This window comes from Rhizobium sp. BG4, assembly GCF_016864575.1.
Taxonomy (GTDB): domain Bacteria; phylum Pseudomonadota; class Alphaproteobacteria; order Rhizobiales; family Rhizobiaceae; genus Rhizobium.
Genome location: NZ_CP044125.1, coordinates 169587 through 191109 on the forward strand (window position 1 = coordinate 169587; position 21523 = coordinate 191109).

A 21523-nucleotide genomic window follows, 5' to 3' on the forward strand; every position below is an offset into this window, starting at 1 on the left:
ACGGAGATCAGTCGCCGCTGGTGGCGATATTGTGGGAGAGCGAGACCGCTGCACGGCGGTCTCCTTCGGTCGCGACCGAGAAAGCCTGCTCCTGCAGCGATTCCATCCAGCCACAGTCCTTCGGCTTGCAGCGGTCCAGTGCCGCCGTCATCATCGCCAGACCACGGGCCGACTGGCCTTCCTGGAAGAGGATGTTGCCGAAGACGGACATGGCGCCCGGATGGCCGCTCTTGCGGGCCTGGTTCAGCCACTTCTTCGCCTGCAGCGGATTGGGGCTGCCGCCCTCGCCCGAAAGCATCATCTGCGCCAGCTGGAACTGCGCTTCCGGCACGCCGAAAGTAGACGCCACCTGGAAATAGAGCTGGCGGGCCTGGTTGAGATCGACCTTCACCGGACTACCGGCAATGCCGTGCTTGTAATAGCTCGCGAGCGACAGCAATGCATTGATGAAGAAGCCGGTATCTTCGGAACCCGGCTCGACGCCCTGCTGGGCAATCTCGCTATAGATCTTGAAGGCTTCGAAATCGTCCTGGGTCACGCCGTCGCCGTCGGCATACATGTTGGCCAGCGCCCAGCGCGAGCCGGTATGACCCTTCTCGGCGGCGTATTTGTAGGCTTCGACAGCTTCTTCCTTCTGGCCGCTCTTGTAAGCCTTGAAGCCGAACTTGAAGAGATCGAAGGGACCGGATTCCTTGGTGACGCCGGCATTGATATCAAAAGCGCCGGCTGGGGAGGCAACCGCTGCTGAAAGCGCGATCGACAGCCCCATGAGAGCAAATCTGAAAAGTCTGAACTCGGATGTCAGCATTTCAATCAGTTTCTTTCGCTTCCATCGCAGACCAGCCCGGCAGCAAAAACTCCGCTGCACGCGTCCCGGCGTATCTCCTCCAGGCGAGCGATCCCGCGGCGAGCTCTCTGGCTCCTTTGCCCGCGTCGCATCCAGCCTTCCGCCCTTCTTCGAGGGCCTGAATTTCCTGCGCATCGCGATAGACCACCCGGGTTCCGGCCTGGCCCGCCTGCAATGCCTGCGGCGTCATTTTCGCGGAAGAAACGTCTGTCTTTCCGCCTTCCCAATATCCGTAAACACCAAATGTGACCAAACCGGTATCGGCGTGATCGCGGTGCTCGTCAGCGCCCGTCATGGACGCGGAAACATCGGAGAATGGACAGATGGAAGACACGACTTGAGAGCGAAATTTTCCGGCGGAATCGCCTTGCGGGAAAAGCTGAATCGCAAATGGAGCGGAATGAAATCCGGTCTCCGATCGGCTCTCGCCTGTCCCTGAAAAAACTCGACCCATCTTACTTTTCAAACGCACCCTACGCCTGCCATTCCCTTGCCCGCAAATACCGCTGCGCCCTGTTTGTGGCGGGAAATGGACAAATTCGCCCTAGAGATAGCTTACGCCAACTGTCGTAAAAACTGTTGCGGATTCGTCACAAAATGGGATGTCCAAAAGGCATGATTAATATGGCATCAAGCAAAGAAAAGCCCGGCACTGGGCCGGGCTTTGTGCTCCGATGATGGCGTTAGAACTTGACTTTGAAATCAGCCGAAATTGCCGCGACTAGATCGTTTCCAAAGGAGTAGGAGACGTCGTCGCCGTATGTGACCCCTTGATAGGTCACCGCGCCAGACTCGCCGCTCGTCAAGATGCCAAGTACACCAGCCAACCGGAGCTCAACATTGTCGTTAGGGGTATATGCGACGCCCGTACCAACCGTCCACGTATCGGTCTGCGTGCCGTAGCCCTGGCTAGTACCCCGATCCCAAGTCAAACTTACCGCGCCACTCCATTGGTCGTTGAATTTGTGACCAATGCCGGCGGTAACCGTCCAACCGTCCTTATAAAGCAAATCCAAGTCCGTACATGGCTGCAGCGCAGTAGGCGTAGCCGGGCAGAAATTTAGAACCTGCAATTTGCTCCAGTTGGCCCATTTAACAGAGCCAAAGGCCAACCAATCGGGTGCGATACCACTTTGAAGCTTCAACTCAAGCGTATCCGGCAAATCGGCGGAGCCCGAGACGGCATATCTTGTGCCAACAACCGGCAGGACATGCGTCAGATCAATGTTGCCTGTAATATTATCCAAGCTAACAGAGCTGTTGTAGACTAGGCTCGCCCTGAGTGCATATTCAGGGATTTCATAAGCCGCGCCGACGCGCCAACCCCAGCCATCCCCTTCGAGATCCAATCTGCCAATGCCCGAGAATCCAGCCGGCAATAGCGAAGGATCCTGAACAAGCCGCTCCTTGAACCCACTAACCTCTTGATAGAATCCGCCACCAATTATTCGGAACTGGCCCGGACCCATATCAAACTTGTACGAGCAAGTAGCAGCGTAGTTGTCACTCTCGACTTTGGTTTCAATATTTTGGTTCGCGCCAGCCCAGTTTACGCCGGGATTGGTGTGAGCACCCCAAGGCTGTGAGTAATCCGCCAAGCAGTCCACGCTGTCACCAATTGCGGCCTTAAAGCCAACTCTTGGAACCCAATAGCCATCGGTATCATGAACAGAATCGGGCCGGCCGTTAAGATCACCCCCACCATATTCGTTGGTGAAAGGGTTGGTTGGATTTGTGTCGGTATCGACGACGTTCTTCAGTTTCCGCTGCGGAGCGACGTAAACAGCCGAACTATTGAACGAGAATGGCCCCGTATCGAACAGCTGGTCGATATTGTAGCCGCCGCGTTCCAGGCCGCCGGCAAATGACGGCGATGCGAAGGACGAAAGGATAACGAGCGATGCTACGCCCTTGGAAAACATACGAGATGCCATTGTGTCTCCCCCACTCAAGCAATGCAGATGGCTGCACCTTGCAAAGGAATGGCGCGGATGACAATGCGCGCCTTCATGCCGCCACAATGCATGCAAGAAGTTAAATTGACGTAAGAAATTGACGAGCACGTCAAAAATTTGGGTATGGTAAAATTTTATCCTAACAAACTAATCATTTCGGATTATTTTTAAACGATCGTTCCAAGCCACCTAGCCCCTGTATCAATCTGACAACAGTCGGTCTTTTCGGCCTCTTCCACTGAAAATTTCGCAGATTCGTCAAACTCCACAGGGTGGAAACGCTAATTAAGGCATGCGTTTTCGACTCATGATGCCGGAAATAGAAAACGGCGCCCGGAGGGTTCCGGACGCCGTTTTGGAATAGTTTGCTACCAAGAGTGGATCAGGCCTCGATCACCCTTGCAAGCGCTACTTTCAGGCTGGCCATCTGGCTCTCGAATTCCGCGAGACGCTCGCGCTCGGCCTCCACCACTTCAGGATTGGCGTTGGCGACGAACTTCTCGTTGGAGAGCTTGCCCTTGACGCGGGACATCTCGCCCTCGGTCTTGGCAATCGCCTTTTCGAGGCGGGCCTTTTCCGCGGAGAGATCGATCAGCGAGCCGAGCGGCAGGCAGGCCGTTGCCTCGCCGATGACGATCTGGGCTGCGCCCTTCGGGGCGGCGTCGGCGAGCGAGACACTTTCGACACGCGCCAGGCGCTTGATCGCCGCGTCGTGACGCGACAGGCGTTCCTTGGTCTCGGCATTGGCGCTGACGAAGACCAGCGGTGCAGTTGCCGACGGCGGAACGTTCATCTCTGCTCGGACCGAGCGGATTCCCGAAACGAGGTCGATCAGCCAGTTGATCTCATCGGCTGCAGCATCATCCGAGAAGGACGGCGCGGGCCAGTCGGCATGGCAGACGAGCGTATCGCGCTCCGCGCCTTCGCCGGCCGTATGGGCCCAGAGCTCTTCAGTCATGAAGGGCATGAACGGATGCAGCAGCTTGTAAATCTCTTCGAGAATATAGGCGCTGCAGGCCTGTGCTTCCTTCTTGGCGGCCTCGTCTTCGCCGCTGAATACCGGCTTCAGCAGTTCGAGATACCAGTCGCAGACCTGGTTCCAGACGAAGCGGTATAGCGCGCCCGCAGCATCATTGAAGCGGTAGGCTTCGATGGCTTCCGTTACGTCACGTTCCGCACGGGCAAGTTCCGTCAGAATCCAGCGGTTGATCGTCAGCTTGACGCCTTCAGGCGCAAAATTCGGATCGCTCTTGGCGCCGTTCATCTCGGCAAAGCGCGTGGCGTTCCAGAGCTTGGTGCCAAAGTTGCGATAGCCGGCGATGCGCGCGGGATCGAGCTTCACGTCGCGTCCCTGCGCCGCCATGATGGCGAGCGTGAAGCGCAGCGCGTCGGCGCCGTATTCGTCGATCAGTTCCAGCGGATCGATGACGTTGCCCTTCGACTTCGACATCTTCTGGCCGTTCTTGTCGCGAACCAGAGCGTGGATATAGACCGTGTGGAACGGCTCGACCGGATTGCCGTCGGCGTCCTTCATGAAATGCAGACCCATCTGCATCATGCGGACGACCCAGAAGGGAATGATGTCGAAGCCGGTGACCAGAACGTTGGTCGGGTAGTAGCGGGCGAGCTCCGGGGTCTTCTCGGGCCAGCCGAGCGTCGAGAACGGCCAGAGCGCCGACGAGAACCAGGTGTCGAGCACGTCTTCGTCGCGCGTCAGGATTTCACCCGGCTGGAAGTTCTCGATCTTGTCCTGCACCCAGGCCTTCCACGGGCCTTCATGGGCGAGGTAATGCTGGATCGCGGCCTCGAGCGCCTCTTCCTCGGTCTTCTCGACGAAGACCTGACCATCCGGGCCATACCAGGCCGGAATCTGGTGACCCCACCAGAGCTGGCGGGAAATGCACCAGGGCTGAATGTTTTCCATCCACTGGAAATAGGTGTTTTCCCAGTTCTTCGGGACGAACTTGGTGCGGCCCTCGCGAACCGAGGCGATCGCCGGCTTGGCGAGCGTCTTGTTGTCGACCCACCACTGTTCCGTCAGGCGCGGCTCGATCGGCACGCCGCCACGGTCGCCATGGGGCACCATGTGCGTATGCGGCTCGATCTTGTCGAGCAGGCCGGCTTCCTCGAAGATTTCGACGATGATCTTGCGGGCAGTGAAACGGTCCTGGCCTTCGAGACGGTCCCATGCGCCATGAAGTGCCGCCGGATGATCAAGGCCTTCGAGGAAATCCTCGTTGTCCTTGATATTAACGGAGGCATCGACGTTCAGGACGTTGATGGCACGCAGGCCGGTGCGCTTGGCGACGTCGAAGTCGTTGAAGTCATGCGCCGGCGTCAGCTTGACCGCACCGGTGCCCGCCGTCGGATCGGCGTAGCTGTCAGCAACGATCGGGATCTTGCGGCCGACGATCGGCAGGATGACATGCTTGCCGACGATCGACTTGTAGCGGTCATCGTCAGGATTGACGGCAACGCCGGTGTCGCCGAGCATGGTTTCCGGGCGGGTCGTGGCTACGACGAGATAGTCGCGCGTTTCGAATTCGGTCGGCTTGCCCTCTTCATCGAAAGCAACCGGATGCTGGTAGGTGACGCCCTCTTCCAGCGGATAGCGCAGGTGCCAGAGATTGCCCTTCACTTCGATCTGCTCGACTTCCATGTCGGAAATCGCCGTCAGAAGCTTCGGATCCCAGTTGACCAGACGCTTGTCCTTGTAGATCAGGCCTTCCTTGTAAAGCGTTACGAAGACTTCAAGAACGGCTGCCGAAAGGCCCTCGTCCATCGTAAAGCGCTCGCGCGACCAGTCGCAGGAAGCGCCAAGGCGCTTCAGCTGGTTGAAGATCAGGCCGCCCGATTCAGCCTTCCATTCCCAGACCTTGTCGATGAAGGCGTCGCGGCCCATTTCGCGGCGGCCGGGAAGCTGCTGTTCCATCAGCTTGCGCTCGACAACCATCTGCGTGGCGATACCGGCATGGTCCATGCCTGGCTGCCAGAGCACGTCCTTGCCGCGCATGCGCTCGAACCGGATCATGACGTCCTGCAGCGTGTTGTTGAGCGCGTGGCCCATGTGCAGGGATCCCGTCACGTTCGGCGGCGGGATCACGATCGTGAACGTTTCGGCACCAGGCTTCTTGTTGGCACCGGCACGGAAGGCATCGGCTTCGTCCCATTTCGCAGCGATTTTCGGTTCGACTGCGGCGGAATCATAGGTCTTGTCGAGCATTTTATGACCAAACTTCGGGGTTTTAGGATGCGGGTTTGTAAATAGGATGGCTGCAGGCAAGTCAATAAAAAAGCCGCCCCGGAGACCGGAGCGGCGCATTCGGCAAAAGGCGTTTCCGGTTAGCGGCGCGGACCGCGCGCCACGCGCTCGATTTCCTCGCGCACGAGGCGCTCGACCAGCGTCGGCAGATTGTCGTCGAGCCATTCGCGCAGCATCGGGCGCAGCATGTCCTCGGCGATCTCGTCGAGAGAGCGGCGCTCGGCGCCGTCGATCGCCAACGCCAGCTCTTCGAAGGAGCGCGCAACCTGGAGGCTGGCATCCTGCGAGATCAGCGCCTGGGCTTCTTCGAGAACCTGCGGCAGGAAGGAGGGAACCGGTGCTTGCGCAACGGGTGCCGGAGCAACCGGGGCTTCAGGCGCCATCGACGCCTGCGGCTCGGCAACCGGCTCGATCTCGGATTCCACGGCCTGCGGCAGCGGCTCGGGCTCGGCAGGCTGAACTTCGGCAACAACCGGAGCAGGCTTCGGCGCCGGCAGCGGCGCAACAACCGGTGCAGCGGCGACCGGCTCGACCGGACGGCGGATTTCCTCGGCAACAGGTGCGGCAACGGGTTCCGGTTGACGGAAGACCGGCGGCAATTCGCGCGGCGGCTGGGCCGGCAGGCGCTCGGAAGCGGCGCGGACGCGGGCGGCGACATCGGCGAGCGACATGGCGCGCGCCGGCTGCTCGGCCTCGCGGGTGCCAGCCGAATTGGCGGCAACAAAGCGGGGATCCTGCGTCAGCACCGGCTCGGGGAATTCGACATTGGCGTAGGTGTCATCGACCGTCAGGTGGATGTTGGAATCGTGACCTTCATCCTCGGCATCGTCACCGTAAACCGGAGGCAGAGACGGGGAAATGGCCTTGCCGGCGCCCGGCTCATTGCTCTCGATGATCTGGCGGATCGACGCCAGGATCTCTTCCATGGACGGTTCACGCGCTACGCTTGGCTGAGCCATATCTATCCCCGTTAAGCTTAAAGCAACGATCGGATTGCATGGAGTGGGCATCCGAATCACCCAGACAGTAGAATACCCAGACGCGAAAAAAATCATCGCGAATCAAATGAATGCGTCCATGCACAGTTTTGTTGGATGAACTGGCGGGCAGCAAATGAAGCCTGGAAACAGAAACGGGCGCCCGTGGCGCCCGCATCGAAAAAGCCCTTTAGGAAAGGCTCAGAATACGAATTCGCGAAGCTTGGCAAAGCCTGGAAGCGGCTTAACCGAAGCGTTGAAGAAGACGTTTTCGGAAACCGCGCCGCGCTCCGAAACGAAGACCTTGGCGCGGGCCGCATTGCCGTAGCCTTCGACGGTGACGAGACGGCCGCCTTCGGCGAGCTGGCCGAGAAGCGAAGCCGGAACTTCCTCGACGGAACCGTTGACGAAGATCAGATCGTAGGGGGCGCCAGCCGTGTGGCCCTTGGCGAGATCGCCTGCAACGACCGACACATTCGCATAGCCGGAGAGATTGGCCTTGGCCTGCTCGGCAAGCGATGCGTCGGATTCGAGCGCGACGACGGAGCCTGCGGTCAGCGACAGCAGCGCCGAGGTATAACCCGTGCCGCAGCCGACTTCGAGAACCGTGTCTTCCTTGGTGATCGCGGCAAGCTGCAGCAGCTTGGCGAGCGGCGAAGCTTCCATCAGGAAGCGGCCGGGACAGATTTCGACATCGTTATCGATATAGGCCAGAACCTTGGCCTTCTCGGGAACGAACGCCTCGCGCGGAACCGTGAGGAACGCGCTCAACACGGAATGGGACGTCACGTCCGTCGTACGGATCTGGTTGTCGACCATCTTTACGCGTGCTGCTTCGAAATCCATCGTATCCTCTCGCCCGGTTACCGCGGCCATGTGTTCCGTCTCTTAATCCCGGGTTCGGATGCTTTCAAGGCTCCGTTCGCGCCTGCGGCAAGAATCCTTGCGGCATATCGGCCGCCTTTGCGGTGCAGGAGCGCTTTCTGAACTCCGAAGTGGAACAAAGCTTTCCCCTGTGGTATTATTGCAACCGGAGGAAATGAGGAGGAGCAGGCTATGTCTGCCTTTTTCGTACATTTGACGTTCTTCGACCTTTTCATCGCTGTGGCGCTCGTCGGCGTACTTTGCTGCGGGCTCGTCAACAGCCGGACGAGTTGAAGATAAACACAGCGCAGCAGGCAGGAATCAGACGGCCCGCTCTTTAGGTTTGAATGCGAAGCACGGGTTTTACGATTTTCATTCTGCTGCTGATCGCCGCCGCGAGCGTCATCCTCGCGGGCGTGCTGTCCTTGCGGCTATCCGTGGCGGGAACGCTCGGAGATTGCTTCGAAGGCGCTTGCGGTTACACGACCGTGTTCGTGGCCTGGCCGGGCTTTACGCTGATCTTTTTCGCCGCCGGCAGCTATCTCTACCTGAAATCCGGCCCGAAGCGCTGATTGCAGCCTTCAGGAATCCGTCAGCTTTGTACAGCATAAGCTAAAAAACAAAGGCAGAGACGGAGCCCGCATGAACAGATCCCTGATGCTTGGCGCCTGCTTCATCGGCGGGCTCATCGTCATCATTCTCTGCATTCCGCTGATTGCGTCGAGCACGCCCGGTGTGATCACCGGCGGCATTTCGCCCCTTCCCTCGCTCAGAAGCGTGAATTGAGAGCCTGCGCTCGCCGACCGGCGGCGGGCAGAATCAGCGCATCGTCTTCAGAAGCGCCATGAGAGCGGCGGAATCGGCGCGCGCCATGAGGTCCTGAATATGTCCCTCGACCAGTTCGCCGACGGCATCAACGGCTTCCTGCTCGCTCCACCCGGCCTCAACCGCGGCCTCGATCAGATCGCGGAACGCATACTGCAGCGCATCCTGACAGCGTATGTGCCGGTCCGGATCATCCCTGGTGACAAAGGGTTTTGAGATATTCCTCATATAAGGATAATGAGCGGATTCGCCGAATGATCAAGCGCATTGAATGCGACGGCCGGATGACCGCCCGATTTTTTTCGGAAAACACCTCTTGCGGTTTCCTTTGGATCATTCTAAATCCGCGCCACCACTGAACAAGTCGTTCACGGATGGCCTCGTGGCGGAGTGGTGACGCAGAGGACTGCAAATCCTTGTACCCCGGTTCAATTCCGGGCGAGGCCTCCAACTTCAAACAATCCCCGCTTGAATGATTCCGAATATAATCGCGATGATTTCATCGCGCGGGATCGTATTGCCCATTTTTGGGATAATGCTGTTTTAGGCTTATCTTATTTGTGAATAGACCAATCCTCAACTTCTGATAATATAGACAGATCTAAAATCCCATGTGACGTTGTATCTTGCGTATAGCGGCAGGATAACACATGGCGAAAACACGATATATTTTCGATCATCGATCCGAAAAGGCCGTTCTCTATCAAGCCGGCAAGTTTCTCTTCCCGATCGGCGGCAGCAAGGCCGAGCATTGGGTGGATGGCGACTATGTCTTTTCTCTTGCGACGCAGAAGATCACCTACTGGATTCTCGGCAGGGATTTGTACGGCCATCTCGGCAATGGCGAATTGACGCGCGATCCGGTTTTTTACTTCGGTGAGTGAAGCTCTTGACATTTGCATTCACGAGAACAAAATAGGAACAAACGACGGAGGTTCTTATGACGCATGCCGAGCAGGTTATCGCAAATGCCCTCGCGACCGTCGCCGCCAGCCGGGCGGAACGGGAGAAGGACGAGGAACGCCGCAGGCGGGTTTTCGGCAAGATCGAGATCGGCCTGCCGCTGCCGCAGATCAAGAACAGGCAGCTGACGCTCGATCTTCATTGAGAGTGTGACAGCTGTGGCGGCCTGTGTGATCTCAGCCGTAAACGCGTGGAAAAGCCCGAGGCTGCGGCCCTTCCCGGCCAGCTTTTATTGCAACAGAACCCCATTTGTGACAGTTGCGTGACAACTCAAGCATCCACGGGGTCACCATGTTAAGCTGGTTTCGCAAACTTCTTCCGCGCGAAGACCGATTCTTCGATCTCTTCGCTCAGCATTCCCGCACCGTCGTCGGCGCCGCAGAAGCGCTGAACGAACTTCTGGCCGGGAACGATCCCGAGCGCCATTGCGAGCGCATTGTCGCGCTCGAAAACGAGGCCGACGATATTACCCGCGACGTTCTGCTCGCGGTCCGCCGCAGCTTCATCACGCCCTTCGACCGCGGCGACATCAAGGATCTGATCCAGTCGCTCGACGATGCGATCGACATGATGCACAAGACGGTCAAGACCATCCGGCTGTTCGAGCAGAAGAGCTTCGATCCGGGCATGCAGGAAATGGGCAAGGAAATCGTCAAGGCAGCGCATCTGATTGCCGAGGCCGTTCCGTTGCTCGACCGCATGGGCGCCAACGCGCCGCGGCTGACGGCGATCGCCGAAGAGGTGACGCGCGTCGAGGGCCGGTCCGACGAGCTCTACGATCTCGGCCTCAAGGATCTCTTTCGCCGCCACGGCGCATCGAACCCGATGGCCTATATCATCGGCAGCGAGATCTATGCCGAGCTCGAGAAGGTCGTCGACCGTTTCGAGGACGTCGCCAATGAAATCAGCGGCATCGTGATCGAGAACGTCTGATGGATGCCACCCTCGCCTTTCCGCTGCTTGCCGGGCTGATCGCCGTCGCGCTGTTCTTCGACTTCCTGAACGGACTGCATGACGCGGCGAACTCGATCGCCACGATCGTCTCGACACGCGTTCTCAGGCCGCAATATGCGGTGTTGTGGGCGGCGTTCTTCAACTTCATCGCCTTCCTGTTCTTCGGCCTGCATGTCGCCGAGACCCTCGGCACCGGCATCATCAATCCTGAGATCGTCAGTCCGATGGTGATCTTTGCGGCACTGATGGGCGCGATCATCTGGAATATCGTCACCTGGGTCTTCGGTATACCGTCGAGCTCCTCGCATGCGCTGGTCGGCGGCCTCGTCGGCGCGGGGCTTGCCAAGGTCGGTTTCAGCTCGATCGTCTGGGGCGGCCTGTTGAAGACGGCCGGCGCCATCGTGCTGTCGCCGATGATCGGCTTCCTGCTGGCACTGTTCCTGGTGCTCGCGGTCTCCTGGATCTTCGTGCGCCAGACGCCCTTTGCCGTCGACAGCACCTTCCGCATCCTGCAATTTGTCTCGGCCTCGCTCTATTCGCTCGGCCACGGCGGCAATGATGCGCAGAAGACGATGGGGATCATCGCCGTGCTGCTCTATTCGCAGGGCTATCTCGGCGGCAGCTTCCATGTGCCGCTATGGGTGGTGCTGTCCTGTCAGGCGGCGATGGCGCTGGGCACGCTCTTCGGCGGCTGGCGAATCGTCCACACGATGGGCTCGAAGATCACCAAGCTCAATCCGATGCAGGGCTTCTGCGCCGAGACCGGCGGCGCGTTGACGCTGTTCGGCGCCACCTGGCTCGGCATTCCAGTCTCGACGACGCACACGATCACCGGCGCGATCATCGGTGTCGGCGCTGCCAAGCGCGTCTCGGCCGTCCGCTGGGGGCTTGCCGGCAATATCGTGGTTGCCTGGGTCGTCACCCTGCCCGCGGCAGCGCTGATCTCGGCGCTGTTCTATTGGGCCGCCAGCCTCTTCGCCTGATGTGAGGCCTCAGTTACCGGCGGGCCTGCCCCGCCGGTGCCACCATAGCGACAGCCTGCGGCGCCAGCGCCGGGCGATCGGCAGGTCGTGCGACAGCACGATGAAGCCCAGCGGCAGCATCCAGAAGCCGAGGATGGGCAAAAATCCCAGCAAACCGCAGATGATCAGCAACAGGCCGATGGCCATGCGTGCGATGCGCGAGCGCGGCAGCGGTATGCGCCATGACCCAAGAATGAGTTCTCCGGTCGCGTGATCGATGCCGAAACGCTTTTCGCGCTTTTTATCCGTGTTGTTTTTCCCGTCAGTCATCCACAGGAGATGGGGATAAGTCCAATAATTGCAAGGAGATGTCATTTTTTGAAAAAACCGCTTGGCAAATCGAACAAGCATTTGTATTAGCCCACTCACACCGCGGCAAGCGGTGATCCCTGGTAGCTCAGCGGTAGAGCATTCGACTGTTAATCGACAGGTCGCCGGTTCGAATCCGGCCCGGGGAGCCAGTTTCATCAGCGATAAGCTGACAGATTGAATGAGCCGGTTCGACCACGAACCGGCTCTTCTTTTTTCCACGACATCGAAACTCGGAACAATCATCCGCCTCGCCTCTTACCACTTTATGGCAGATGATTTTTCAGAACGTTGCGAGCAGGCGCTCCGGGTCTTCATGCGGGAGTTCGGCATCACCGACCGCGACCGGGCGATGCGCCACATCGTCAAGGACTGGCTGATCAGCCACGGCTATTCGAAGCCCGCAGACGAGGCCGACAGCACGCAAGAGCGCGCGGACGGCCGCGATCCTGAATTCGTGCAATACCCAAGCTATTACAAGGATGGCGGTAGCCTTTGATCAGAGCGCCGAGGCGCTGATCAGGTCGCAATCGATTCTGAGGCCGATATTGCTGACGCAGACGGCTCCGGCATCGGCGGCGACCTGCGCCGGATCATTGGCGGCGAAGCGGAACGGTGCGGGCACCCGTGTCGGCTCGGACGGCCAGAGGACCGGCCGGGAGAGGTCGAGGCGCGTGGTCTCCGTCGCCTCGGTCTTCAGCATCGCGGTGGCGGCCATCATGCCGCCGATCGTCACAGCGACCGACAAGGCTGCCTTGAACGACATATCCGCTGCTTCGAAAAAAGAAATGACCATTGGAGACCCCGGCGCTGCATCATGCGGCTGAGGGCTTCCTAGCGGCGCCCCGACGCATCTGCCAGCGGCTTTGCCTGTTAAGGTTTACGCGTAACCACGCTGCCCTGCGGCCGCCTGAAACCTCTGCGGGAAAGTTCGGAACAATGACGCGGCCCGCGGGTTCCGTTTCTGTCACCCCTAGAGAAAAAGCAGATCAAGGAGGAGTTTCTCCATGCGTAAGACATTTGCCGCAGCCTCGCTGCTCGCCCTCGGGCTCGCCGCTCCGGCCTTCGCCCAGTCGGCACCGGCTTACGACACCACGGCTCCCGATGCGCCGCTCTATTCTTCCGACGCGAGCAACGACAGCAACGGCTCCCATCCTGTCCGCATCGAGCGCGTCGATCCGACAACGACACAGAGCATTGCGGAGCCCCGCGGCGTTCTGGAATGCCCGAACATGCCGCGTCAGGGCCAGGGTGTGGATAGTCGCGCCGGCCAGGGCGGCGCTTCGATCAGCGAGCGCTGCCGCGAATACGACAACTGATCTTCGAAACAGCCAAGCGAAAAGGCCGGTTCTCACCGGCCTTTTTCATGTGCGCGGCAAGGCGAATAAAACTGTCTTCCCAACTGAAACTTTTGATCCAAGCCTACCGTAGATACGTAGCAGACCAAAAGAACGGGACAGGGAACGAAAGCATTGGCGAAGGCAGCGGAAAAACCGGTTATTCTCTGGTTTCGCAAGGATTTGCGTCTCGACGACAATCACGCGCTGCACGAAGCCTGCGCCTCTGGCCGCCCGATTATTCCCCTTTATATCCGCGAGCCGGAAACGTCGGGCAACGGGCCGTTGGGTGCTGCCCAGGCATGGTGGCTGCACCATTCGCTGGAGGCGTTGGAGACCTCGCTGCACAAGCACCACGGCAAGTTGGTGCTGATGACTGGCAATGCGCTGGAGGTGCTGCAGGCGCTGGTCAAATCCACCGGCGCGGAGACCGTGCTCTGGAACCGGCGCTACGATCCGCCGGGCATTGCCGTCGATATGAGGATCAAGCACGAGCTGGAGCGTCAGGCGGTCGAGGCGCGCAGCTTTGCCGGGCAGCTGCTGCATGAGCCTTCGAAGCTGAAGACCGGCGGCGGTACGCCCTATCGCGTCTACACGCCGTTCTGGCGGGCGCTCGAAGGCTCGGGCGAGCCGCCGCATCCGCTCGATGCACCGAAGAAATTCTCCTTCCCTAGCCATTGGCCGCATTCGGAGCCCCTCGCCTCCTGGAAGCTGCTGCCGGTCAAGCCCGACTGGGCATCGGAATTCAGCGATATCTGGACGCCGGGCGAAGATGCGGCGCTGGAGAAACTGCAGGATTTCGTGGACGAGCGGCTGAACGGCTACAAGAAGGATCGCGATTTCCCGTCGGTTGCCGCGACCTCGATGCTCTCGCCGCATCTGGCACTCGGCGAAATCTCGCCGGCACGGATATGGGAGGCGACGCGCGGTCTCTCCAAGCGGGTGCCGTCAGACGATCTCGTGCATTTCCGCAAGGAGCTTGCCTGGCGCGAGTTCTGCTACCACCTGCTCTTCCATTTCCCGAAGCTTCCCTATGCCAACTGGAACGACCGCTTCGACGGCTTCGAATGGCATAATGACAAGGGACATTTCAAAGCCTGGAAGCGTGGCCTCACCGGCTACCCGATCGTCGATGCAGGCATGCGCCAGCTCTGGCGCCACGGGATCATGCACAATCGCGTCAGGATGATCACCGGCTCGTTCCTGATCAAGGACCTGATGATCGACTGGCGGCGCGGCGAGAAATGGTTCCGCGACACGCTCGTCGATGCCGATCCGGCAAGCAACGCCGCCAACTGGCAATGGGTGGCGGGATCGGGCGCCGATGCCTCGCCGTTCTTCCGAATCTTCAACCCGATCCTCCAGGGAGAGAAGTTCGACCCCGACGGAGATTATGTGCGGGAGTTCGTCCCGGAGCTCGCAAAGCTCGACAACAAATATATCCACCGCCCCTTCGAGGCGCCGGCGGCCGCGCTTGAAAAGGCCGGCATCGTGCTCGGCGAGACCTACCCGAAACCGATCGTCGATCACGCCAAGGCCCGCGACCGGGCGCTGAAGGCCTACAACGCCATAAAGGACGCTGCATGAACGCGCATTTTCATCTCGCCCGGCCGCCCGAAAGCCGCTTGAAGATCGCCGTCATCGGCTCGGGAATATCGGGTGCATCGGCTGCCTGGGCGCTGAACCCGGTGCACGACGTCACGCTGTTCGAAAAGAGCAGCCTGCCCGGCGGGCACACGGCGACGGTCGATATCGACTATGACGGACAGCGTGTCCCGGTCGACACGGGCTTCATTGTCTACAACGAACATTGCTATCCGAACCTGACGGCGCTGTTTGCCGAACTCGATGTCGCGACCCACGCCAGCGACATGAGCTTCTCACTGTCGCTTGATCAGGGGCGGCTGGAATGGAGCGGCTGCGGCCTGTCCTCGCTATTTGCCCAGAAGCGCAACCTGCTGCGTCCCTCCTTCCTGCTGATGATCCGCGAGATCCTGCGCTTCAACCGGACCTGCCTCGAAGACCGGGCCGCAGGTCATCTGGCGTCGCGCTCGATCGGCGACTATCTTGACTGGCGCGGTTTCTCGCCGGGATTCACCAACAATTATCTGGTGCCGATGGCGGCAGCGATCTGGTCGACGCCGTCGCAGCGGATGCTGCAATTCCCGGCCGAGCATTTCGTCAATTTCTTCGACAATCACCGGCTGATCTACAGCAAGCAGCATCAGTGGCGCACGGTGACCGGCGGCAGCCGCAACTATCTCGAAAAGCTGCTGGCGCCGCTCGGCAGCCGCCTGAAGCTATCCTGCGGCGTGCGCGGGGTGATGCGGCATGCCAATGGCGCGACCGTCATCGACGAGAGCGGCAACGAGCAGCATTTCGACAAGGTGATCTTCGCCTCGCATAGCGACCAGACGGCGCGGATGCTCGTCGATGCCAGCGACCGGGAAAAGCGGCTGCTCGCCGCGGTTCCCTACCAGCCGAACCGGGTCGTGCTGCATCGCGACACGGCATTGATGCCGAAGCGGCAGAAGGTCTGGGCCTCCTGGAACTACCTGCGCTCCAGCCAGGAGGATGGCCGGGCCGGCGTTGCCGTCAGCTACTGGATGAACCGGCTGCAGGGCATCGACCAAAAGCTGCCGCTGTTCGTGACGCTCAACCCGGATCGCGAGCCCGATCCTTCCAAGGTCTTTGCCGAGTTCAGCTACGAGCATCCGCAATTTTCCGCCGATGGCATGAAGGCGCAGCAGGAGATCGCGGCAATCCAGGGCAAGAACAATTGCTATTTCGCGGGCGCCTGGACCGGCTACGGGTTCCATGAGGATGGGCTAGTATCCGGTCTGGCGGCGGCAGAGGCTCTGGGCGGGGTCATTCCCTGGCGAACTACCGGAGCCTCCTCCCGCGCCCCTCTCCTGGAGGCCGTTGCGTGACGATGCGGCCGCAGAGTTCTGGTGCCAGCATGGAGCGGAACGGTCCGCCACCCGACGCGCCTGCCGTGCTCTATTGCGGCCATGTCATGCACCAGCGGATGAAGCCGTTCGGCCACCGGTTCCGCTACAGCGTCTACTCGCTGATGGTAGATCTCGATCGTCTCGATGAGGCTGACGGTCTCTCGCCGCTGTTCTCGGTCAATGGCCGCAACCTGATCTCCTTTCAGGAGGCCGATCACACCGGCGATGCTGCTGTCGCGTTGCGTGCCTACGCCGACGGGCTTCTCGTGGATGCCGGGCTTGCGAAACGCGCGGCGCGCATCCTGCTCGTCTGCTATCCGCGCATCCTCGGCCACGTCTTCAACCCGCTCTCCGTCTATTACGCCTATGACGGAGCCGATGATCTGATCGCTCTCATCTACGAAGTGCGCAATACCTTCGGCGAGCGGCACACCTATGTCTGCCTGGTGGAACCAGGCGAACTGACGGACAGCGGCCTGCGCCAGAGCTGCGGCAAGCTTTTCCATGTCTCGCCCTTCATCGGCATGGACATGGACTATCACTTCCGCATGCTGCCGCCCGGCAACGAGATCCGCTGGCGTATTCTGGAGACCGATGCGGAAGGGCCGCTTCTCGCTGCCACCTTCTCGGGAGCGCAGATGCCGCTCACCAGCTGGGCGCTGGCGCGGCTGACGGCGCGCATCCCGTTCCTGACCTTCAAGATCGTCGCCGGCATCCACTGGGAGGCGCTGAAACTCTGGATCAAGGGTGCCAAATACATCTCCCGCCCGGCTCCCCCGCCACCGGTGAGTGTGCGCCGTCCGCGGCATATTGCAGAAGCTGCTGAATGACATTAGCGTTCTCTACAAATGCCGGGGGGCTGGCTCATGCAATCGCTGTCCTTAACCGGCTAAGAGGCTGGAGGAGCCGATCATGACTGCAGAAGACTGGAATTCCTTTGCCCGCGGCGCGGTGGCGCTGACGGCCGAGAATGTCGGGCGCTTCACGAAGGGGTTGCCGCTCAAGGCGAAGCTGGCGCTCCGCGGTCTTCTGCAGATGCAGCATGGCGCGCTGGCGATCGAACTTCCCGATGGACGCAAGGCCCTGATCAGGGGCAGCGTCGAGGGACCGCAGGCGGCCGTGAGGCTGAACAACTGGAACCTCGCCAGCCGGGCGATGAACAGCGGAACGATCGGCGTTGCCGAAACCTATATGGATGGCGACTGGCAGAGCCCCGATATCACGGCTTTCCTCGAGCTTTTCCTGATCAACAGTGAATCGGCGGACAGGCATTTCAACGGCAAGCAGGGCATCATGCGGGTCGTCGAGCGCGTCCGGCACTGGATGAACGCCAATACCCGCAAGGGCTCGAAGCGCAATATCTCGGCGCATTACGATCTCGGCAACGACTTCTACAAGCAGTGGCTCGATCCGACGATGACCTATTCGTCGGCACTCTATTCCACCGGCGCCAACGATCTGCAGTCGGCGCAGAATGCCAAATACCGGGCGCTTGCCGAAGCGACCGGCATCCGGCCGGGCGATCACGTGCTGGAGATCGGCTGCGGCTGGGGCGGGTTTGCCGAGTTTGCGGCGAGCGAAATGCGCTGCAAGGTGACCGGGCTGACGATCAGCCGCGAGCAGCTGGCCTTCGCGCAGGAGCGCATCCGAAAGGCCGGTCTTTCCGATCGCGTCGATCTGCGCTTTCAGGATTACCGCGACGAGAAGGGCCTCTACGACCGGATCGTCTCGATCGAGATGTTCGAGGCGGTCGGCGAGAAATACTGGCCGGCCTATTTCTCCAAGCTGCGTGAATGCCTAAAGCCGGGCGGCAAGGCCGGTCTGCAGATCATCACCATCAAGCCCGAGGCTTTCGACCAGTATCGCAGCAATCCTGACTTCATCCAGAAATACGTCTTCCCCGGCGGCATGCTGCCGACGCCGGATCATCTCGCCGAACTCGGGCGCAAGGTCGAACTGTCGATAGTCAAGGACTTCGGCTTCGGCCTGGATTATGCCCGCACACTCGCCGAATGGCGCGAGCGCTTCTGGAACGTCTGGGAGCGCGTGCGGCCGCTCGGCTTCGACGATCGCTTCAAGCGGCTGTGGGAATTCTATCTCTTCTATTGCGAGGCGGGCTTCCGGGCGAAGAATATCGACGTCCGACAGGTCGTCTTCTCGCGCAGCTGACGGCAGCGGATGGGAAAGCCGCGGCAGAGCGAGAATGTGACACCAGGCACGCGCCTCGCCTATGCCCTGCCCGCAGCACCGCTGGCTGCCCTCGGCCTGCCGCTCTATGCCGTCGTGCCGACCTATTACACCGAGACGCTCGGCCTGCCGCTGGCGGCTGTCGGCTTGACGCTGCAGCTGGTCAGGATTTTCGATGCCGTCTGCGATCCAGCGATCGGGGTGATTGCCGATCGGTACAGGCCGAAAATGGGGCGCAGACGCTTCTTCTTTGCGCTGGCATTGCCGGTGGCCGCTATATCGGCGCTGGCGCTCTATGCGCCGCCTGCGGGCGCGGGCGTGCTCTGGCTTGGCCTCTGGGGCTGTGTTCTCTCCCTCGGCTTCACGCTGGCGACCGTTCCCTATTCCGCCTGGGGCGCGGAGCTCGTCAGCGGCTATGCCGGGCGCACCTCGCTGGCAGCACTTCGGGAGGGAACGACGCTGGTGGGCACGCTGATCGCCATCGTCGTGCCCTTCGCGATCGGGCTTGATCCGCCGGGCGGACTTTCGGGGCTTGCCGTGCTCGGCATTGTCGTTGCCATCGCTCTGCCGCTCACGGGCGCACTAGCGGTCGTCAAGGTGCCCGAACCGGCGGAGCATACGGCCGCGATCGTCGGACCACGCAAAGGGCTTGGCTATCTCGCGGCGAACCGGCCGTTCGTCCGCCTGCTCGCCGCCTATTTCCTCAATGGCTTTGCCAACGGCATACCGGCAACGCTGTTTCTCTATTTCGTCTCCGACAGGCTTGGCATGCCGGAGGCTCGCGGACCGCTGCTGTTTCTCTATTTCCTCTCCGGTATCGCCGGCGTGCCGCTCGCGGCGCTGACCGCAAAGCGCCTCGGCAAGCATCGCGCATGGTGCGTGGCAATGATCGCGGCCTGCGCGGTCTTTGCCGCCGCACCGCTTCTGCAGCCCGGCGCGATCTATGCCTTCGCCTCAATCTGCGTGCTCACAGGATTGATGCTCGGTTTCGACCTGTCGCTGCCGCCCGCGATGCAGGCCGATGTCATCGATGAGGATACCGCGAATTCCGGCGAGCAGCGCAGCGGGCTCTATTTCGCGGCCTGGGGCTCGCGACCAAGGCGTCGCTTGCCGCAGGCGTCGGGCTGGTCTTTCCGGCGCTCGCCGGTTTCGGCTTCGATGCTTCCAAAGGCATGGCAAATGCGCCAGACGCACTGACGGCGCTTGCCATCATCTATGCCTGGGTACCGATTGCGCTTAAACTCGCAGCTGTCGCGCTGATGTGGAATTTTCCGCTCGACGAGGCAAAGCATCGCGAACTGCGCCAGCAGATCGAAAGCCGCTGATCACTCGGCCGGATGCGGTGTCGCCGGATGGTGACTTCGCTTGGCGAGCGGCCGCTCGCCCCAGCCGGTCGAGCGGTTCAGCAGCCAGAAATACAGGCTGTAGGGCAGCATGCGCAGCATCTTCAGCTGATAGGTGAAGCGCTTCGGGAAGGTGATCTCGAAGGATTGCGACTTCAGTCCGGCAGCGATTTCATTGGCCGCCTCATCGACGGAGACCAGCGACGGCATCGGGAACTCGTTCTTCTGCGTCGCCGGCGTATCGACGAAGCCGGGGCAGATCAGCTGGATGCGGATGCCCATCTTGTCGAGATCGAATTTCAGGCTCTCGGCCATATTGATCAACGCCGCCTTGCTGGCACCGTAGGCTGCACTCGTCGGCAGGCCACCATATCCGGTGACGGAGGAGACGATGGCGATCTGCCCCTGCCCCTTGACCTTCATGTGGCGTACGGCGGGGACCAGGCAGTTGACGACGCCCGACAGGTTGACGGCAAAGGTCTTTTCGAAATCGTCGCGATTGAGATCTTCGGCATGGACGGGCAGATAGACGCCGGCATTGAAGATCGCCATGGCGAGAGCGCCGTGCTCGTATTCGATCGAGGCAAAGGCATGTTCCATGTCTTCGGGGTCGGTCACATCGCCGTCGAGCACGATGATGCTGCCGGAAAGACCGTTCGCCTCGGCCTGGAGGTCGGCGAGTTTTTCATGATCCCGGGCGGTCACGGCGACCTTGTAGCCCTCGCCCGCGAGCTTCAGCGCCAGCGCGCGCCCGATTCCCGAGCTTGCACCGGTAATCCAGACGATGCCGTTTTCGGGGCGGGCAATGAAATCGCGCATGATGCAATCCTCCGGAACTTCAGATTCAACACGAAACCATGTCCGGAAGTTCCTCACTGCCTCCCGGATTCAAGCCTCTATCACGCTAATGTGGCTGCTTTCAGCCGATCAGGTCGCCGATCAGCTGGCGGAAGGAACCGGTGAGCTTGATCGGCGCGTCAAGCACCGAGAAAGCGATGCAAGGACGGTCCTTTTCGGCGACCGGCCGGTGGTTGAGGGTCTCGTCGGCGACGGAAATGTCACCCGGGCCGAAACGGCCGCGCTCGTCGACGAAGGCGCCGTCGAGGATCAGAATCAGCTCCATGCCCTTGTGGGTATGCGCGGGAAGCGCGCGGCCCGGCCGGATCCACATCAGGCTAACCTCGCAGCCGTCGATATCGACCGAATATTCCTTGAAGCCCGGCAGCTTCGTCTTCCACGGCACCGTATCGGCGTCGAAGCCGACGAGATCGCGGATCGGGCGCGGAAAGACGCCTTGCTGCTTATCCTTTGTCGCGCCTGCCGGCGCGCTTGAAGCGAAGATCGCGGCGAGGCGTTCGTCGCGGCCGGTTATCGGCGTGCCCGCCGTTTCCTCGAGCGCTTCACCCGCCAGCAGTTCCAGATCCTGGACCAGGGCACGGTTATCCGGCTTGATTTCAAGATGAGATTGCACGAGAACCCGCGCCGGTTCAGGTAAAGAACCGGCGACATAATGCGCCATCAATGCATCGACCGTGTCGATATGCTCGTGAACCATGTCGGATTCGGCCACGCCTTTTTCCTGCGTTCCGCGTTTGCTTTGTCGTCGTGCATACGCCGAAAGTCAATCTTCGGATCACCTGCCACTTTTGGGCGGACTGCGGGACTTGCTCAAGACGAAGACTAATTTTACCGGCGCGGGCGAAGGCATGGAATAGCATTTCTTGCCA

The 21523-nt window shown here is 60.5% G+C and carries 23 protein-coding genes, 2 tRNA genes and 1 pseudogene; 16 read left to right on the forward strand and 10 right to left on the reverse strand.

Going from position 1 to position 21523, the window contains the following annotated elements:
* Positions 1-7: 7 nt before the first annotated feature.
* The 6 genes from exoR to F2982_RS00900 form a co-directional block, all read right to left on the reverse strand.
* Positions 8-808 carry an exopolysaccharide production regulator ExoR gene (gene exoR / locus F2982_RS00875; RefSeq protein ID WP_112711567.1) on the reverse strand — a complete coding sequence of 267 codons (801 nt, stop codon included), beginning with the start codon at positions 806-808 and terminating at the stop codon, positions 8-10.
* Between the two features lies 1 nt (position 809).
* Entirely contained in the window at positions 810-1301 is a 492-nt protein-coding gene (locus F2982_RS00880; RefSeq protein ID WP_203428983.1) for a hypothetical protein, read from the reverse strand.
* 229 nt (positions 1302-1530) lie between these two features.
* Positions 1531-2781, reverse strand: coding sequence for an OmpP1/FadL family transporter (locus F2982_RS00885; RefSeq protein WP_203428984.1), 1251 nt, complete (start codon positions 2779-2781; stop codon positions 1531-1533).
* Between the two features lie 403 nt (positions 2782-3184).
* Positions 3185-6025, reverse strand: a complete 2841-nt coding sequence (locus F2982_RS00890; RefSeq protein ID WP_203428985.1) for a valine--tRNA ligase — start codon at positions 6023-6025, stop codon at positions 3185-3187.
* Between the two features lie 119 nt (positions 6026-6144).
* A complete protein-coding gene (locus F2982_RS00895; protein WP_203428986.1) occupies positions 6145-7023 on the reverse strand; it encodes a DUF2497 domain-containing protein in 879 nt (292 codons plus the stop codon).
* Between the two features lie 219 nt (positions 7024-7242).
* Positions 7243-7887 (reverse strand): protein-L-isoaspartate O-methyltransferase, encoded by a 645-nt coding sequence (locus tag F2982_RS00900; RefSeq protein WP_112711563.1) that lies wholly within the window; start codon positions 7885-7887, stop codon positions 7243-7245.
* Positions 7888-8252: 365 nt separating this feature from the next.
* Here F2982_RS00900 and F2982_RS00905 point away from each other — a divergent pair, with 365 nt between their 5' ends.
* The 8 genes from F2982_RS00905 to F2982_RS00940 all read left to right on the forward strand — a co-directional run bounded on the left by F2982_RS00905 (position 8253) and on the right by F2982_RS00940 (position 11630).
* The gene (locus tag F2982_RS00905; protein WP_203428987.1) at positions 8253-8477 is read left to right on the forward strand and encodes a hypothetical protein; all 225 of its coding nucleotides are present in this window, start codon (positions 8253-8255) and stop codon (positions 8475-8477) included.
* A gap of 70 nt (positions 8478-8547) precedes the next feature.
* The gene (locus F2982_RS00910) at positions 8548-8691 is read left to right on the forward strand and encodes a hypothetical protein (protein ID WP_162708597.1); all 144 of its coding nucleotides are present in this window, start codon (positions 8548-8550) and stop codon (positions 8689-8691) included.
* A 99-nt stretch (positions 8692-8790) separates the two neighbouring features.
* Entirely contained in the window at positions 8791-8946 is a 156-nt protein-coding gene (locus F2982_RS00915; RefSeq protein WP_203428988.1) for a hypothetical protein, read from the forward strand.
* Between the two features lie 160 nt (positions 8947-9106).
* Positions 9107-9180: transfer RNA gene (locus F2982_RS00920), tRNA-Cys, on the forward strand.
* A gap of 200 nt (positions 9181-9380) precedes the next feature.
* Positions 9381-9614, forward strand: a complete 234-nt coding sequence (locus tag F2982_RS00925; protein WP_112711560.1) for a hypothetical protein — start codon at positions 9381-9383, stop codon at positions 9612-9614.
* A gap of 56 nt (positions 9615-9670) precedes the next feature.
* Positions 9671-9838: a hypothetical protein gene (locus tag F2982_RS00930; protein WP_199629396.1), complete on the forward strand. Its 168-nt coding sequence runs from the start codon at positions 9671-9673 to the stop codon at positions 9836-9838.
* Between the two features lie 146 nt (positions 9839-9984).
* The gene (locus tag F2982_RS00935) at positions 9985-10626 is read left to right on the forward strand and encodes a DUF47 domain-containing protein (protein ID WP_112711559.1); all 642 of its coding nucleotides are present in this window, start codon (positions 9985-9987) and stop codon (positions 10624-10626) included.
* Positions 10626-11630, forward strand: a complete 1005-nt coding sequence (locus tag F2982_RS00940; RefSeq protein ID WP_203428989.1) for an inorganic phosphate transporter — start codon at positions 10626-10628, stop codon at positions 11628-11630. The genes F2982_RS00935 and F2982_RS00940 overlap by 1 nt, the downstream gene beginning before the upstream one ends.
* A gap of 9 nt (positions 11631-11639) precedes the next feature.
* Here the strand turns inward: F2982_RS00940 and F2982_RS00945 are convergent, their stop codons facing one another.
* Positions 11640-11939, reverse strand: coding sequence for a hypothetical protein (locus F2982_RS00945; RefSeq protein ID WP_203429992.1), 300 nt, complete (start codon positions 11937-11939; stop codon positions 11640-11642).
* A gap of 116 nt (positions 11940-12055) precedes the next feature.
* On the opposite strand from F2982_RS00945, the gene F2982_RS00950 reads away from it, so the two are divergent.
* Together F2982_RS00950 and F2982_RS00955 are read left to right on the forward strand one after the other, a co-directional pair.
* Positions 12056-12130 (forward strand) — tRNA-Asn (locus F2982_RS00950).
* A 29-nt stretch (positions 12131-12159) separates the two neighbouring features.
* Entirely contained in the window at positions 12160-12477 is a 318-nt protein-coding gene (locus F2982_RS00955; RefSeq protein WP_203428990.1) for a hypothetical protein, read from the forward strand.
* On the opposite strand, the gene F2982_RS00960 is transcribed toward F2982_RS00955, so the two are convergent.
* Positions 12478-12774 carry a hypothetical protein gene (locus F2982_RS00960; protein WP_203428991.1) on the reverse strand — a complete coding sequence of 99 codons (297 nt, stop codon included), beginning with the start codon at positions 12772-12774 and terminating at the stop codon, positions 12478-12480.
* 211 nt (positions 12775-12985) lie between these two features.
* On the opposite strand from F2982_RS00960, the gene F2982_RS00965 reads away from it, so the two are divergent.
* The 6 genes and pseudogenes from F2982_RS00965 to F2982_RS00990 all read left to right on the forward strand — a co-directional run bounded on the left by F2982_RS00965 (position 12986) and on the right by F2982_RS00990 (position 19778).
* On the forward strand, positions 12986-13297 hold the full coding sequence (locus F2982_RS00965) for a hypothetical protein (RefSeq protein WP_199629399.1): 312 nt from the start codon (positions 12986-12988) through the stop codon (positions 13295-13297).
* A 153-nt stretch (positions 13298-13450) separates the two neighbouring features.
* Complete coding sequence (locus F2982_RS00970) at positions 13451-14902, forward strand: deoxyribodipyrimidine photo-lyase (RefSeq protein ID WP_203428992.1); 1452 nt, start codon at positions 13451-13453, stop codon at positions 14900-14902.
* Positions 14899-16245: an FAD-dependent oxidoreductase gene (locus tag F2982_RS00975; RefSeq protein ID WP_203428993.1), complete on the forward strand. Its 1347-nt coding sequence runs from the start codon at positions 14899-14901 to the stop codon at positions 16243-16245. Before F2982_RS00970 ends, F2982_RS00975 begins: the two co-directional genes overlap by 4 nt.
* Positions 16246-16247: 2 nt before the next feature.
* Positions 16248-17096: a DUF1365 domain-containing protein gene (locus F2982_RS00980; RefSeq protein ID WP_203429993.1), complete on the forward strand. Its 849-nt coding sequence runs from the start codon at positions 16248-16250 to the stop codon at positions 17094-17096.
* Positions 17097-17175: 79 nt separating this feature from the next.
* Positions 17176-18435: a cyclopropane-fatty-acyl-phospholipid synthase family protein gene (locus F2982_RS00985; protein ID WP_199629457.1), complete on the forward strand. Its 1260-nt coding sequence runs from the start codon at positions 17176-17178 to the stop codon at positions 18433-18435.
* 9 nt (positions 18436-18444) lie between these two features.
* A pseudogene (locus F2982_RS00990) lies at positions 18445-19778 on the forward strand (MFS transporter).
* On the opposite strand, the gene F2982_RS00995 reads toward F2982_RS00990, so the two are convergent.
* Both F2982_RS00995 and F2982_RS01000 read right to left on the reverse strand, forming a co-directional pair.
* Complete coding sequence (locus F2982_RS00995) at positions 19779-20615, reverse strand: SDR family NAD(P)-dependent oxidoreductase (protein WP_203428994.1); 837 nt, start codon at positions 20613-20615, stop codon at positions 19779-19781. It lies immediately after the preceding pseudogene.
* Between the two features lie 100 nt (positions 20616-20715).
* Positions 20716-21366 (reverse strand): ChrR family anti-sigma-E factor, encoded by a 651-nt coding sequence (locus tag F2982_RS01000; RefSeq protein ID WP_246777489.1) that lies wholly within the window; start codon positions 21364-21366, stop codon positions 20716-20718.
* Between the last annotated feature and the right edge of the window lie 157 nt (positions 21367-21523).